The organism is Deltaproteobacteria bacterium (assembly GCA_016930875.1).
GTDB lineage: Bacteria > Desulfobacterota > Desulfobacteria > Desulfobacterales.
The window spans coordinates 12,575-27,127 of sequence record JAFGFW010000019.1 but is presented as its reverse complement, the minus strand read 5'-3'; the positions used below and the strand labels follow the sequence as shown (position 1 = coordinate 27,127).

Annotated in this window: 11 protein-coding genes; 5 read left to right on the top strand and 6 right to left on the bottom strand. The window is 47.6% G+C overall.

The genetic code is table 11. The features are described from left to right. From JW883_01810 to JW883_01795, 4 genes are all read right to left on the bottom strand, one after another. Positions 1–444 (bottom strand): fibronectin type III domain-containing protein (locus JW883_01810; protein ID MBN1841000.1); only part of this gene is annotated, 444 nt, incomplete at its 3' end. A 403-nt stretch (positions 445–847) separates the two neighbouring features. After that, the gene (locus JW883_01805) at positions 848–2,275 is read right to left on the bottom strand and encodes a sigma-54-dependent Fis family transcriptional regulator (protein ID MBN1840999.1); all 1,428 of its coding nucleotides are present in this window, start codon (positions 2,273–2,275) and stop codon (positions 848–850) included. A 19-nt stretch (positions 2,276–2,294) separates the two neighbouring features. After that, positions 2,295–2,855, bottom strand: a complete 561-nt coding sequence (locus JW883_01800) for a hypothetical protein (protein MBN1840998.1) — start codon at positions 2,853–2,855, stop codon at positions 2,295–2,297. A gap of 32 nt (positions 2,856–2,887) precedes the next feature. Next, positions 2,888–4,294: a HAMP domain-containing histidine kinase gene (locus JW883_01795; GenBank protein MBN1840997.1), complete on the bottom strand. Its 1,407-nt coding sequence runs from the start codon at positions 4,292–4,294 to the stop codon at positions 2,888–2,890. Between the two features lie 674 nt (positions 4,295–4,968). On the opposite strand from JW883_01795, the gene JW883_01790 reads away from it, so the two are divergent. The 5 genes from JW883_01790 (at position 4,969) to JW883_01770 (ending at position 12,406) form a co-directional block, all read left to right on the top strand. Beyond that, positions 4,969–5,790 carry a phosphoadenosine phosphosulfate reductase family protein gene (locus JW883_01790; protein ID MBN1840996.1) on the top strand — a complete coding sequence of 274 codons (822 nt, stop codon included), beginning with the start codon at positions 4,969–4,971 and terminating at the stop codon, positions 5,788–5,790. Positions 5,791–5,802: 12 nt separating this feature from the next. Continuing rightward, positions 5,803–7,458, top strand: a complete 1,656-nt coding sequence (locus tag JW883_01785; GenBank protein ID MBN1840995.1) for an AAA family ATPase — start codon at positions 5,803–5,805, stop codon at positions 7,456–7,458. Between the two features lie 15 nt (positions 7,459–7,473). Then, positions 7,474–8,793, top strand: coding sequence for an alkaline phosphatase family protein (locus tag JW883_01780; GenBank protein ID MBN1840994.1), 1,320 nt, complete (start codon positions 7,474–7,476; stop codon positions 8,791–8,793). A gap of 101 nt (positions 8,794–8,894) precedes the next feature. Further along, positions 8,895–11,201 (top strand): tetratricopeptide repeat protein, encoded by a 2,307-nt coding sequence (locus tag JW883_01775; GenBank protein ID MBN1840993.1) that lies wholly within the window; start codon positions 8,895–8,897, stop codon positions 11,199–11,201. A 20-nt stretch (positions 11,202–11,221) separates the two neighbouring features. Next, complete coding sequence (locus JW883_01770; protein ID MBN1840992.1) at positions 11,222–12,406, top strand: hypothetical protein; 1,185 nt, start codon at positions 11,222–11,224, stop codon at positions 12,404–12,406. Here JW883_01770 and JW883_01765 read toward each other — a convergent pair. Together JW883_01765 and lgt are read right to left on the bottom strand one after the other, a co-directional pair. Beyond that, complete coding sequence (locus JW883_01765; GenBank protein ID MBN1840991.1) at positions 12,351–13,787, bottom strand: hypothetical protein; 1,437 nt, start codon at positions 13,785–13,787, stop codon at positions 12,351–12,353. The genes JW883_01770 and JW883_01765 overlap by 56 nt on opposite strands. Positions 13,788–13,790: 3 nt before the next feature. Then, on the bottom strand, positions 13,791–14,552 hold the full coding sequence (gene lgt, locus JW883_01760) for a prolipoprotein diacylglyceryl transferase (GenBank protein ID MBN1840990.1): 762 nt from the start codon (positions 14,550–14,552) through the stop codon (positions 13,791–13,793). Position 14,553 lies beyond the last annotated feature (1 nt).

The window sequence follows — 14,553 nt, the reverse complement described above, 5'->3', positions numbered from 1 at the left end:
CTGACTGCTCCCATCACTGAATCGGGCTGTGGCCGCATAACTTCCTGTGCTTCCCTCGCTCACCGAGTCCGGCCCGCTAATAGACAAACTCTCAAGCGTGGTAGGTGCGGGCGAGTACTGCCAACACGCTTCATTAGAGTCGCCGCTTTCATTTTGTGAGGAATCAAGGGCCCTCACCACAAAACAGTATCTGGTGTCGTCATCCAGATCGGCAATGGTGCAGCTTGTTGCAGTCCCTTGCCAGATAGGAAGGTCGTAATTGTAACTATGACCCTCCTGTCGGCAGAAAAGTCTGTAGCCAGCCAGGTCTGGTTCATCGTTAGGCGACCAGGCAAGCGTTATCTGAGCCGAATAGGCGTTTGGGATGCCTGGAAGTATGACGATAATCAGGGCAACAAGAACTACAAAACGCTTAGGCAATAAGCGGGCAAATCGAGATTTCATCTTTCAAACGAACGGATTAATCACGCACGTTAACAGAAACACCCCCAATATGTAGTGTGATGATCGTGCGTCATCTCAATATATTGTTATTCCATTACCATATAGCAAACCATGTGCCAACCTAAAAGATGAAACTTCTATTCAACGGTGAAGCGGAGACATTTTGTTGCTTATTCAATAAGATACATTGGACACCACAGTGTAAGCCCTTAGAAATGCCTTGTTTTTCGTGCGTCCTTGAGGTGGCAATTTTTTCACGGTGACTTGTGGAAGCGGCAGTTTTTTCACACCTGGGGGCGATATGACCTTGGGGTTGGTTCAGGCGGATACTTCGAATGAAGGGAAATGCATACGGAATTTACTTTTTTGCGTGAAGGGATTTTCCTGCGGGGGAGTCTCTCCCTTATTTGTTTCTGAAATCCTCTGGATTCAGATCATATCTTTTCAGGATATCATAGAAATCAGCCCGGTATTTTCCTGCCAGTTTTGCTGCCCTGCTGATATTGCCATTGGTTAGCTCCAGTAGTTCCATAGCGTAGTTCTTCTCAAAACCCTGTTTCGCCTCTTTGAAAGGCCTTATTCGGTCCCCTTCGGTTATATGAATGGCGTAGTTCTTTTCAAAATCCTGTTTTGTCTCTTTGGAAGACCCTGCTTGGTCCTCTTCGGTCATATGTGCGGGAAGGATCAGGTCTTCTGTGATGACATCGTGCCTTGCCATGGCAACCGCACATTCAACAGTATTTTCCAACTCCCTTACGTTGCCGGGCCAGGCGTAGGACATCAGTTTTTGCAGCACACCTGGAGAAAAACCTTTTATACGCTTCTTATTTTCCCTGGTGATTTTCTCTAAAGCATATTCCGCCAAGAGTGGTATATCTTCTTTTCTCTGTCTCAGGGGAGGAAGTTCAATGGGAATAACGTGTATTCGATAAAAGAGGTCTTCTCGAAAGTGGCCCATCTTTACCTCTTCCTTCATTTTCTTATTGGAAGCCGCTATGATCCTCGTGTCCACCTTTACTGGTTTTTCTCCCCCCAAGGCATAAAATTCCTTTTCCTCCAATGCCCGGAGCAGCTTGGCCTGCATGAATGCAGGCATTTGTGATATTTCATCGAGAAAGAGGGTGCCTTTGTGGGCCTGGAGAAAAAATCCCTTCTTGCTCCGCGTGGCCCCGGTGAATGCCCCTTTCTCATAACCAAAGAGCTCGCTTTCCAGCAGATTTTCAGGGATAGTGGCACAATTAATAGCAACAAAGGGACCATTTTTTCTTGAACTTGCCACATGCAGGGTCTTTGCAATCAAGCCCTTGCCCGTGCCGCTTTCCCCCTCGATATAGACGCTCGACTCACTCTCAGCCGCGAGCGCCACCTCTGCCAACACCTTTCTCATCTTTTCGCTTTTGCCAATGACATTCTTAAAGCTATATGTCCCCTCTACGATATTCCTGAGCCTCGAAACCTCTTTTGAGAGCCGACTTTTTTCCAATCCGTTTTTTATTTGCAGCAAGAGATCATGATAGTCAAAAGGCTTGCTTAAATAGCTGTAAGCCCCTCTTTTCATAGCCTCAACCGCACTCTTGATCGTTCCGTAGGCAGTAAGGATTATAATGGGCATCTCGGGATTTATTTGATGAAGTTCCTCCATGACCTCAATGCCGTTTTTCCCAGCAAGTTTAAGGTCTACCAGGGCCAGATCAATCCCTTTAGTCTTCGCTATCTCTACTGCATCTCCCGCCTGAATAGCAGTGGCAACCTGATACTCGTTGGCCTCCAGTCTCATCTTTATGACCTGAAGGAGGTTTTGATCATCATCTAAGACCAAGATTTTATCCATCCTCATTCCCTCACATTGTTCATTTTGCCTGACTCTTTTTTTTCTCTATCCCCAGGTCGATCTCCTTTAGTCTCAACAACTGCTCCTTTAGTTTCTCTACTTCAACGTCTGATCTCTTCGCCTGGGCCTTTAGTCTCTGTACCTCCGTTTCCAGTTCCTTCACCTTTGCCGTTTCTTTCTTAAGGGTCATTTCCAGGTGGCTGTTTTGTTTCGTCAATTCAGAAATTCCACTTTCTTTGTTTCGGATTTCTTGCTGAAACATGATGTCTTTGTCTACAATCTCTTGAAGAAGCGTCACCCAAACCTCTGCCTGTGCCCTTTCCTTGCTTCGTGGAAACTCCTTGAGCAATCTGCAAAAGGACTTCAGGGAACTCTGGTAATCATGCTCGGGATTCTTGGGACAAGCGTAAATCAAACCCTCCTGCATGAGCGCTTTATCCCCCAGGGTGTATGGATGCATCCTTAATATCTCATGTGTCTCTTTTAAAGAGGCCGTATATTCTCCCTTGGCAAAAAGGGTCCTCGCCCTCGCAAGACGCCTTTCACCTTTAGCCAGGGGCGTTTTAGCCCATTCTGGCAAGGCAGCACATCCCCAAATCCCAAGGAGCAGGGCTATGCAACAGGCAGGGTAAAGAAAAAAGTACTTCCCTTTTCTGGTTCGCTCTCCACCCATATTCTGCCTCCATGTGCTGCAATGATATGTTTTGCGATTGAAAGGCCCAGGCCTGTTCCTCCGGCCGTTTCCCTTCCCGCATCTATTCTCTTAAACTTGTCAAATATCTGTTTCATGTCCCCCTCCGGAATTCCACGGCCGGTATCTGAGATTGAGACTTCAACATACCCCTTCTCGTTTTTCTTGGCTATAGCAGAAATAATGACCTTGCCTCCCTCTGAAGTATATTTCAGGGCATTTCCCAACAGGTTCTCTATGACCTGCACAATCCTGTTCTCGTCAATGCTAACGGGAGACAGATCATGAGAAAGCTTTAAATCAAGGCTGATCTTGTTTCTGATGGCAATAGGCGCAAACTTCAGGGCGACCTCCTCTATTACCGGAACAAGCTGATATTGCCTGAAGTAATAATCCATCATCTTTGTTTCCATGCACGATAGATCCAGAATATTGTTGACTGATTTTATGAGTCTTTCACACTCCTCCCTTATAATCGTCAAGAGCGAATTCTGTTTTTCCGGCGTACTCAAAAACACGCCTTCCAACAACATGCTGGAGGCCTCTTTGATGGCAGTTAGTGGTGTCCTGAGTTCGTGGGATACATGACTTATAAAATCAGCTTTCATCTCGTCCAGTTCTTTGAGCCGCTCGCACATCAAGTTAAACGCGTCGACCAGTTCCTTGATTTCCGGGGGTGAAGAAATATTGGGCAACTCTTCGAATTTACCCTTGGATATTTCCTTGGTCTTCTCTCGCAAAAGGTGAATAGGACTATTTATGCTCCTTGTGTTAAGAAAAGATATGACAATTCCCATCACGATGACTATGGCCGCGGTAATGGCCGTGACTCTTGACACCCGGGAACTAATCCGGCTTGAGGCCTGCAATTTCTTGTCTCTGTCCATTCTGGCCATTTGAATAATCTCTCTCAGCCTCCTGTTAATCCCATCAACAGTTCTTTCCTTTTCATCTTGAAGTTCTTCATAGGAATAAGTCTGACCTTCGGTCGTGAAACCAAATTCTGTCTTGACAATAGAAATGTAGTGACCATGCATTTCTTCTGCCTGGGCGAATAATTTCCTTTTTTCAGACGAATCCATGAGGCTTCCAAGTCGTTCAAGGTCTTTTGAGAAATATTCCTCTATTTTCCAAAATTGTTCGTAAAAGTCCTGGTCTCTGGAAATAAGGTACTTCTTTTCAAAACTCCTTTGAGAAAACAAGGCCTCCAAGAGGTTTTCCGTGAGTCTGATACCAGTGCTTTCAACTGATATGACTGCGTGGGTGATGCGACTTAGCTGGTTCAGTTTCAAGGTAACATAAACCCCCAGAAAGACAACAAATAACATAATTGCAAGATATCCGATGGTTAGTCTTTTGAAAATACTGAGTTGCATGGGAATTGATCTAAGCCGGATAAGCCGGAACCCAACGACACTACATTACCACGAAAACGCGAAGGGACACCAAAGCACGAAGGGAAAATTTGCATGAAACTTTCGTGTCTTCGAACTTTCGTGCTTTCGTGGTTGTCTTAAAAAAATGTTCTGGCAAAAAAAACACGAATTTTGTTGATAACGCGCTGAATCATGCCTCGCAAGATAGTGTCATATATACCACTTTTAGTGTTGAACACAAGGAAGACTTCCACGAGGGGGTGACGCACGTTCCCCATTTTGGATGAGCCTGAGTACAGACAAAAAATCTGAAGCATCTTGAGTATTTGACCGATAAGTGATATAAATAAATATCCGGGCCCAGAGAACTTGGCCTTGATCTGCCCCCTTGAAGAGGGCCGGACGTTCGCAAACTCATGAGTGCCTAAAATGCCTAAAGTTTAAAATGCCTAAAATTGAAACAGACCGGGTTGCGGTGGCGGTTGGGGTTGTCCGCCTCAGGCCGATTTCGGCAATCGTGGTACGGTTTCGACACGTCCGCCGAAGGCGGAACGACAGACGAAACCTGCCGCACTAGGTTTAGTGAACTGAAATAGAGCCCTTAGTATGAGAAAGGAGTGTCTGCCATGCAGGAAGACACGGAACGTTTGATGAACCTGACCTTGGAAGAAAACATCGAGAAGTCGAAGAACATCATAAGGGAGGCCCTGAAGATGTTTTCCCGAGACCAGCTCTTCTTGGCTTGGACGGGTGGCAAAGACAGCACCACAATGGTGTGGCTATACAAGCAGGTGTGCGAAGAACTGGGGCAGCCCGTACCTCGGGCCATGTTCATTGATGAAGGCCACGTATTTGAAGAGATACTGGATCTAGTGGATCAAGTGAAGAAGGCATGGAATGTTAATGTGTGTATTGCAAAAAATACTGATGTGAGCGAAAAGGCACAAAATGTGGGAGACCTGATTCGAGTGGCTGACCTCAACGAAAGAAACCAGCAGGAAATACAGAGGTTGAACTACAACGAAGATTCGTTTCCTTTCGAACCTGAATCGTACGTGGGCAATCACCTCATGAAAACAGTGGCCATGAATGTGTTCATGGAAGAAAACCGCGTTAAGGCGCTATCCACAGCTATTCGATGGGATGAGCAAGAAGCAAGGATCGAGGAAGCCTATTTCAGCCCAAGGAAAGATCCGGACCACACCAGGGTGCACGCCATCTTGCATTTCAAGGAACGAGATATCTGGAATGCCATCCACAAGCATAGTATCCCATTTTGCTCTCTTTACTACCAGGGCTATAGATCTTTGGGCGCAAAGGGATCCACGACGAAAGTCTCCGATATCCCGGCCTGGGAACAAGACCTCGAGAATACCACTGAACGTGCCGGCAGAGGCCAGGATAAAGAACAAATTATGTCACAGTTGCGATCTCTCGGCTATATGTAACATAGCTAGATCATGTATCTATCCCACTACAATTTGCTTGAAAAACCATTTCAGATAACGTCGGACCCGAGGTTCCTCTGGCTCGGCGAAAAACACCAAGAGGCCCTTGCAACACTCAGATATGGCGTTCTTGACAAAAAGGGTTTCCTGTTACTCACTGGTGACGTGGGCACAGGCAAGACAACACTCATCAAGACGCTGCTCCATCAACTTGACCATGATACTATCGTTGCAACCGTTGTGGATCCCAGGTTGGAAAGGTTGGAGTTTTTCAATTTCCTTGCAGAAGTCTTTGAAATTGAAGGCAGATTCAGCAAGAAAGTCGATTTTCTTTCAAGGTTCACCCGGTTTCTGAATACCGCTCACTCAAATGACAAGACTGTCCTGCTGATTATTGATGAAGCACAAGAACTTTCCAGGGAGCTGCTTGAGGAAATCCGGCTGCTGTCTAACATAGAAAAGGAAGACTCAAAACTTCTGAACATATTTTTTGTAGGCCAGAATGAATTCAACAAAATGTTAATGGAGAATTGGTGCAGGGCTCTCCGGCAACGAATTACGATTACGTACCAAATCAAGCCGTTAACTGAGGCTGAGACGGGAGAATATGTCAGGCATCGCTTGAAGATCGCCGGCGCCGAGAAAGAGATCTTCAGAAAAAAATCAATTCGTGAGATATACGCTTTTTCTTATGGCTATCCGCGTCTTATCAATATCATCTGCGACCATGCATTATTGACAGGCTATGTGAGAGACCTGGAATCGATAACCCCCACTGTTGTAAGAGAATGTGCCAAAGAGCTTACATTGCCGGGTGAAAAAAGACTGAACCAGCTTCCACTCCTGCTCACCATGCCGAGAAAGAGAAAAAAATTCCTATTAAGGCCGGCCTTTTATGCCGGATTAATGTTTGTTGTCGCCTTTTGCTGGTATCTGGCAACTACCGGACATAAAGACTATATCAAGGATGCCAGAGACTATTACGGCCGATTTTTCGCCAGCTCGGAACGTACAAGCACAAAAAATGAAATCACGAAGACCGAAGCGCCGGAATCAGAACACCTCCAAATGCATCGTACTGTCACCGCAGCACAAGCACGTGATACAATGCTACCTCAACTGGCCGGTGATGACACACACCAGGACCTGCCCGCCAGGTCTTGGCAGGCGGGAACATCCGGCAACGACAACACAAACAGAACCTTAGCGGACAATACAGACACACTTGACCCAAACCCTGCTGGTGGGGTCTTCACAGAAGAAGATATCACGGATGCAGGCGGACCAAATCCGGCCAAAAACAGCGATGCCCCCATATTTTCTGCAGATTTCAACCTGATTGTTCCCTTCAACTACGATACGAATGAACTCCTGCCAAAGGCATATGCCGATCTTGACAGGCTTGCTGCAGCTATGTCGCAAAATCTCCATATTGAGATTGTTGTCAAGGGATACACGGACACACTGGGGGGACGCCATTACAACAAAAAACTCTCTGAATTTCGGGCCAATATCGTGAAGAGCTACTTGGTGGCAAGGGGAACTAACCCTATGAGAATACGCGCCATCGGCATGGGAGGAGAAAGCCCGCGTGAGCCAAACGCAACAAGCGCAGGCCGGGCGGCGAATCGGCGAGTTGAGATTGAAATTCAAACTGGCGGTACGTAGAAAGGAGAAAAACAAGTGGGTTTCTTAGACAAGCTCAAAAACAAAGCGAAACCGCGTGCAGTTGTAGTCGGCCTGGATGGAGTGCCCTACACCTTGCTGAAAGATTTGCAAAGCAAAGGCCACATCCGGAACATGGCCTCAATTTTCGCAAACGGATACTTTGGCCAAACAAGTGTCTGTATTCCGGAAATCTCATCAATCTCCTGGTCATCTTTCATGACAGGCGCCCAATCAGGTGAACATGCAATTTTCGGGTTCATGGACTTCGAACCCGGAACCTACAAGATGTATTTTCCGAATTTTACCCATCTCAAGGCGCCCCCGCTCTGGGAAGACCTTGCTGCACAGGGCAAAAAGACCGTGGTGATCAATATGCCGGCCACCTATCCTGCACGCACAATAGACGGGGCCCTCATATCCGGATTTGTGGCTATTGACATCAACAAGGCAGTATACCCACAGGCTCTCATCCCGCGCTTGAATGAAATGAACTACCGTATCGACGTCGATACCATGAAGGCACGCCAAGACCACGAATTCTTGTTTGAAGATCTGTATGCCACACTCAAAGGGCGAGAAGGGGCTGTCGATTTACTCTGGGAGGAAATCGACTGGGACCTTCTTATCGTAGTAGTCACAGGCACTGACCGATTGATGCATTTCCTGTGGGATGCCTATGAACAGGGGCAGCATCACTATCACCGAGCATTTTTGAATTACTATGAAGAGGTGGATCGATTTGTAGGCCGTATGTACGATAGATTCCTGGGCTTGGATGGTTCGGAGGATGGACTTAACACGTTTTATATGCTTTCCGACCATGGTTTTACAGGTATCAAAACCGAGGTTTACCTGAATCGCTGGCTGGAGGAAAATGGATACTTGAAATACCAGAAAGCGGAACCTGACAGCATTATGGATATCGGCCCGGGATCCACGGCTTTTGTCATGGACCCTTCTCGAATCTATGTTAATCTTAAAGAAAAATATCCTCTGGGAACAGTCGATCGCGCTGACTATGAGCGGGTGCGGCAGGAGATCATGGAAGGACTCGAAGAACTTACTTTCGAAGATGGGAAGAAAATTGCCAGGAAAATATACTTCAAAGAGGAGCTTTATCACGGACCCCATATGGATCAGGCCCCTGACCTGGTTGTACTTTCCCACCACGGATACGACCTTAAGGGCAAAGTGAAAACGGATGTGGTTTTTGGACGTTCAAATCTTGTGGGCATGCATACCCAGGATGACGCTTTTTTTTATAGCAGCAGCGGCGCTGAGTGCAGGTCTATCTTTGAGGCGAAAGACATTATCTTGCAACCCCTTTCCGACTAAATCGCGAGTAATCCACCTGGCGAAATAGAACCATAATGTTCACCTTGGCAAGATGCTTGCTTGTTTAGTTCTGCAATAAAAAATACGTAACGGAGGTTCACATGAGGCTTTTTTGCAGCCGTTATTGCCAAACCGTTTTTTTCATCCTTTTCATCCTTTCTATCCTCTCCTGCAGCAGCGACCCTGCCGAGAAAAGGGCAAAGCACATGAAGAGGGGAGATGACTATTTTGAAAAGCAGGAATTCAAGAAAGCCATTATTGAGTACAAGAATGCCATCCAGGCTGAACCAAAATTTGCGCAGGGCCATTACCATCTTGCCCAGGCCTATCTGAAGACTGCGCAGCCCAAACAGGCATTTGGGGAACTATCCAGGACAGTTGACCTGGATCCTGACAATTTGGATGCTCAGCTCAAGCTAGGCCAGTTCTATCTTGTGGGCAAAAAAACGCAAGAGGCCGGCGAAAAGGCAGATTTCGTCTTAGAAAAAGAGGCGAAAAACATCGATGCGTTGTTTTTGAGGATGGGTGTCCTCCTCCAGGAGGGCAAGCCCTCAAAAGCCGCAGAAGTTCTCAAGGAAGTGACGCTCCTGGACCAAAAGAATGTCAGAGCTTACATCTCACTTGCACGTATCGCCGGAAGCCAAAGACGTTTTGCTGAGGCCAAACATTATCTCACAGAAGCTGTAACTGCCAGCCCGAAGGACCCTGCCGTCAGACTTGAACTCGCCCGTTTTTATGAGCATCAAGGGGATTTTGACGAAGCGCTAAGAGAATTTCAAAACGCCATTGCCAAGAACCCGGAAGACATCGCTCTCCTTGGTCAATTGGGAAACTTCTATCTCCGTCGGGGCAATTCCAAGGCATCCGAGGAGACCTACCTTAAGATGGCTGAAAGGTCGCCTGACCGCGTGGGTTCGAAGATGACCATGGGCGCTTTTTATGCGTCGCAGAAAAAGTGGCAACAGGCCATCGAGTGGATGCAGAAAGCACAAGAACTGCAACCGCAAAACCTTGAGATTCAAAATGCCATTGCATCTCTGTACATGGACAGTGGCAGACCGGAAGAAACGCAACGGCTTATTGATGTAGTGCTGAAAAAGGATGACAGCAACCTGCGAGCTCGTCTGTTAAAAGCGCGTCTGCTCTTCAGAAAAAAACAACTACCAGAGGCAGCAGACGTTCTTGAAGCCATAGTCAGGGACCATCCAAGTCATTCAGGTGCGTACTACTATCTTGGGCTTGTCTATCTGGCCTCAAAAGAACACAACAAGGCAAAAGGGGCATTGCTCAAAGCCGTGGAATATAATCCCGGCAATCTGAATGCCCGAATCTTCCTGGCTGAAGCTTTTGTTGCCGAACGCGCGGCAGACTTGGCCCTTGAGCATATCAAGGTAGTTCTTGCCAGAGATCCTAAACACTTCCGAGCTCATGTGTTAAGGGCTAACGCCTATCTTTTAAAGCGGGATTTCAAAAAGGCACGGAATGCCTATTTACATGCAACGGAGATACGTCCTGAAAATCCTGCGCCTTACTACCAGTTGGCCCAACTGGACCGCCATGAACGACGCTATGGCGAGGCCATGAAGCTCTTGGATAAAGTGCTGACTTTGAAAGCTGATCATATAGGCGCTCTGGCAGCAAAGGTCTCCCTGCTCATGGCCCAAGAACAGACTGCCAAAGCGGTTTCATTGCTGGATGATAAAATCCGGCAGAATGAAAAAACCCCCAGGTTGGCAGCTATCTTCCTTGAAATGAAGGGCAGTGTCCTGTTTTTGCGGAAGGACTATAGGCACAGTGAGATCGCCTTCAAGAAAGCGCTGGAGCTAAACTCCGATCTGGTAGCTCCTTATCTATCCTTGGCCCGTCTTTATCTGGCCAAGAATGAAACAGCCAAGGCAATCGCCCAGTACCAGGAAATCCTGGAAAAACGACCAAAATTCATCCAGGCCCGTATGGCTTTGGGTGCAATATATGACGCAGAAGGAAATACTGCAAACGCGCGCCAGACCTATGAAAAGGTTTTGGAAATTGACCCCAAGTTCGCACCTGCCGCCAACAACCTGGCCTGGCTGCTTGTCCAACAAGGGCAGGATCCGGATCGTGCTTTAAACCTTGCAAAAAAAGCGAAAGCGCGCTTGCCGGATGACCCCAGTGTTGCGGACACCCTCGGCCTTGCTTTTATTGTCAAAGGCCTTTATGCCAGCGCCATTTCCGAATTGAGTGATGCCGCAGAAAAGATGCCACGGAATCCTACAATACTCTATCACCTGGGCCTGGCCCACTGGAAAAACAATGAGGCAGAGCAAGCTGTTGAGGCTTTGAATACTGCGCTTGAAATCGAACATCCCTTTGCGGAACGAGAAGCGGCAGGCAATCTCCTCGCAGAAATCAAAGCGTCAGAATCTTAGGAGCCTTAGGAGCCTGACAGTTGAAACACCTTTCTTTTCGCGTTCTTTTTTCTTGCATCCTTTTGCCCCCTCTTCTCTACATCTTGTCCCTCCAGGGATTGGAAACATTTTTTGAGAAGAAATGGACTGCTGAGTTGCAAGGCGTGCTGATTTCCGACTCAATATCCCTCCTTCAGGGCCGTATCGGCATTCAAGACGAAATCCAACAAAACATTGATCGGCATCTTGCTTCACTTTTCGCTTTGAAATGGGGTCTCTTGCCTCAAATCGTAGTTAAGACCAGAACCGGCAGTTGGATCTATCCACCTTCCAGCCAAGAAGCGCTTTATCCATTTGACTCAGACGCACTCCATTTTGAGAAGCGACCCCCTGGCCCCACAGAAATGATTCAGGTTGCGCAAAAGAACTTGGAGGTTATGAACCAGGGGCTTGAGCTTTCCGTCATCGTACAGATACCCAGAAACACCTTGCTCGCAAACAGTGTGCTTGCCTTTTACATCGTTGTTTTCGCCTCCCTGCTCTACCGGGCCTACCGTGTAAGCGCCAGGGAAGCCCAGCAGCTAAGCCTTCGGAACCAGCAAGCTCTTGAAGCTGCAACCAGTAAGTTGACTGCCACCCAACAACGTCTGATGGACGTCACGGATACACAAAAGCTTCAACAGGATGAAATTGATATGCTTCAGGCTGAACTCGGCTTGGCCAGCGACAGGGTGCAGGCTACTGAAGATGAGGCTTTGACAGAAATGGAAAAGCTGGAAAAAAGTCTCCACGAAAACATTGCCCTTAAAGAAAAACTAGAAGATGAGGTCAGCCGCCTTGCAAAGGAATTGGAACGGATAGAGTCTTCTCAGAAAGTCCCAACCAAGAAACAACGTAAGCAGATCAATAGCATAACGAAGCGGTTCAAAACTCTGTACAAGAATCTTGAAATTCAGCCCAGAGCCGTAGAAGGGTTCGTGAACCTGCAAGGCGATCTGGAACTCCGTGCTGAAGAATTTATCCACAACATGAATGAAAATACCAACCAACTATCCGTAAAAAGAAAGGTCTTTTCCAAAAAAGGGGCTGGACCGGCCTTTGAATGCGAATTTGGCTACAGAGGAAGGATCTACTGGAGGCGCGATCCTGGCAAGAAAACCCAGATTCTTGTCATCGGCACGAAGAACTCTCAGACAAAGGATTTAGCCTACCTGGAAAGTTTGTAGATGCGTCTACAGGCATGCCACAAACTTGCAGGATGCCATGCTCTAAAACGAGCTTGGCATCCTGCCCGCTCGTCTTGAGTCTCAGATCAGTATCCAGGAGGGTTTCCATAGCCTTGGCAAGTTCCTCATAGCTATAGTTCTCAGAGTGCACGAGAGTCATGTAAACAGCATAAGGATGCGCATTGCCGGTTAGAAGATCTCCCTTACGCTTGTCCAGTTCCGGCCATACTGCCCTTTGGAAAGTCCCGTAATTCATTCCAGTCTTCCAGCTTTCTCCTGACGAACTCCGAATGAAATCCTTTGCCAGAATCATCTTGCGCACCTGGTTGATTGGAGATGACAGGATCTGAAGGGGAAACAAGTTGGCTTCCAAGAGGCTATCTATATAGAAGAGCGCCTTTTGTGAGTTCCTTTCCCCAATTGCATTGGCGAGTTCGTAGATGGGGTCTTGCTTGGATTTGTTTGATGCCTGTTGAACATCATCGACCAGAATCTCATTGCGATCACCCACAAACGCGATCAGCTTTTCCATTTCACTGCTAAAGCTACGCAAACTCGCGCCTGTCTTTTCATACAAGGCCTCAAAACCGCGAGGCGCCATGGTCTTGCCCACCCCTGTCAGAGTCTTCTTCATATGGGCTTTCAAGATTTCTTTTTGCTCGCGCTTATCGGCTGCACGTTCCCCTTGAGCGATTGAGCAGTCGATGACCACTCCGATTTTCTTTATCGCCTTGTACAGCTTCCTGCGCTTGTCAACAAATTCCGTAGTAAGAAAAAGATGATTGGTCTTGGGAAAACCTGCAATGATAGCATCACTCAAGACATCGCCCTCATCCTCATTAGCCGGCGCTTTCATCTGTTCCCGAAGGCAATAATCAACTACTTGATCAAGCCACGTGCCAGCACCCGTTTTGACAGTCTGGATACGGTCCCCGAAGGCTTTGTCCAGGAGTTTCTCCAGGTCTTCATGGCCCACAGTCTGAAGCGAGAGCCCGGTCGCGCTCAGCATCTGAAGGAAACACCGGGCAGCCCCCTTTAAGTCTTCCTTTTCAAATGCCTCTTTTGATTTCGTAAGGAGTTCATCAACGGTCACTTTTGAATAGAATACCTGTGTGTCATGAACTGCAATCACCTTAGAACAAGGAAGAAGAGGAAATGTATTCAGACGTTCAACGGCCTCATGAATACTTGCCGTTGCCCCGTCCAGGGCCTCATAGTTGAGGGTCTGTTCCTTTGGTGGGACTATGGCATCCAAGAGGGGCTTAAAGGCAGATTTGTAGAGAAATTCGTCACCGTACAAAAGGTAAACCGGAGCAACGTTGCCTCTTTGGATCTCGGCCAAGATCTCAGATAGATTGTTGTAACTAGCCTCGGTCGTCATTTGTCATCGCTTCCGCCTCGTTAGTACTATGATCATGGCTACGGCGATTGCCGCCGTGATCACACCGATTAACTGAGATATGGAAACCATCCCTCCCAGGAGTATGCCCCGGTCGTCTCCTCGAAAAAACTCAATGATGGATCGGGTTACGCTATAGAGCAAAACGTACGTCCAAAAAATCTGGCCCTGGAACCTCTTGACACGCGTTAGTCCTGTGAGGAGCCCGAAGATCACAAGGCCGTTCAGAGACGAATAGAGCTGGGTTGGATGGAGAGCTATCCCTATGGGCGCCAAGGACTCGGGATGTGTAAAGGTAACGGCCCAGGCAAGGCTGGAAGGTTTCCCATAGCAACACCCGGCAGAAAAGCACCCAAGACGCCCCACAAATTGTCCGAAGGCAATAGAGGGCGCTATGATGTCAGCGGTCTTCCAAACCGGGAGTCCTTTTTTTCTGACATACAACAACGCTGTCATGACTGCGCCGAAAAACCCGCCGTAAAATATGAGTCCCCCGTGCCATATGCGGACGATTTCAACAGGGTCGTTTGCAAAGGTAGGCCATTCAATCATGACATAGAGTATTCGGGACCCTGCGATAGCAGCGATAAGAATGTAGAAACAGAGGTCCAGGATCTGATCGGCATCTTCACCAACCCTCCGCGCTTCTTTGAGCGCCAAGCCTATGGCCGAGAGGAAAGCCATGGCTACAAAAACGCCATATGTGTGGAGGGCAAATGGACCTACGTGAAAGAGGACGGGATGCATA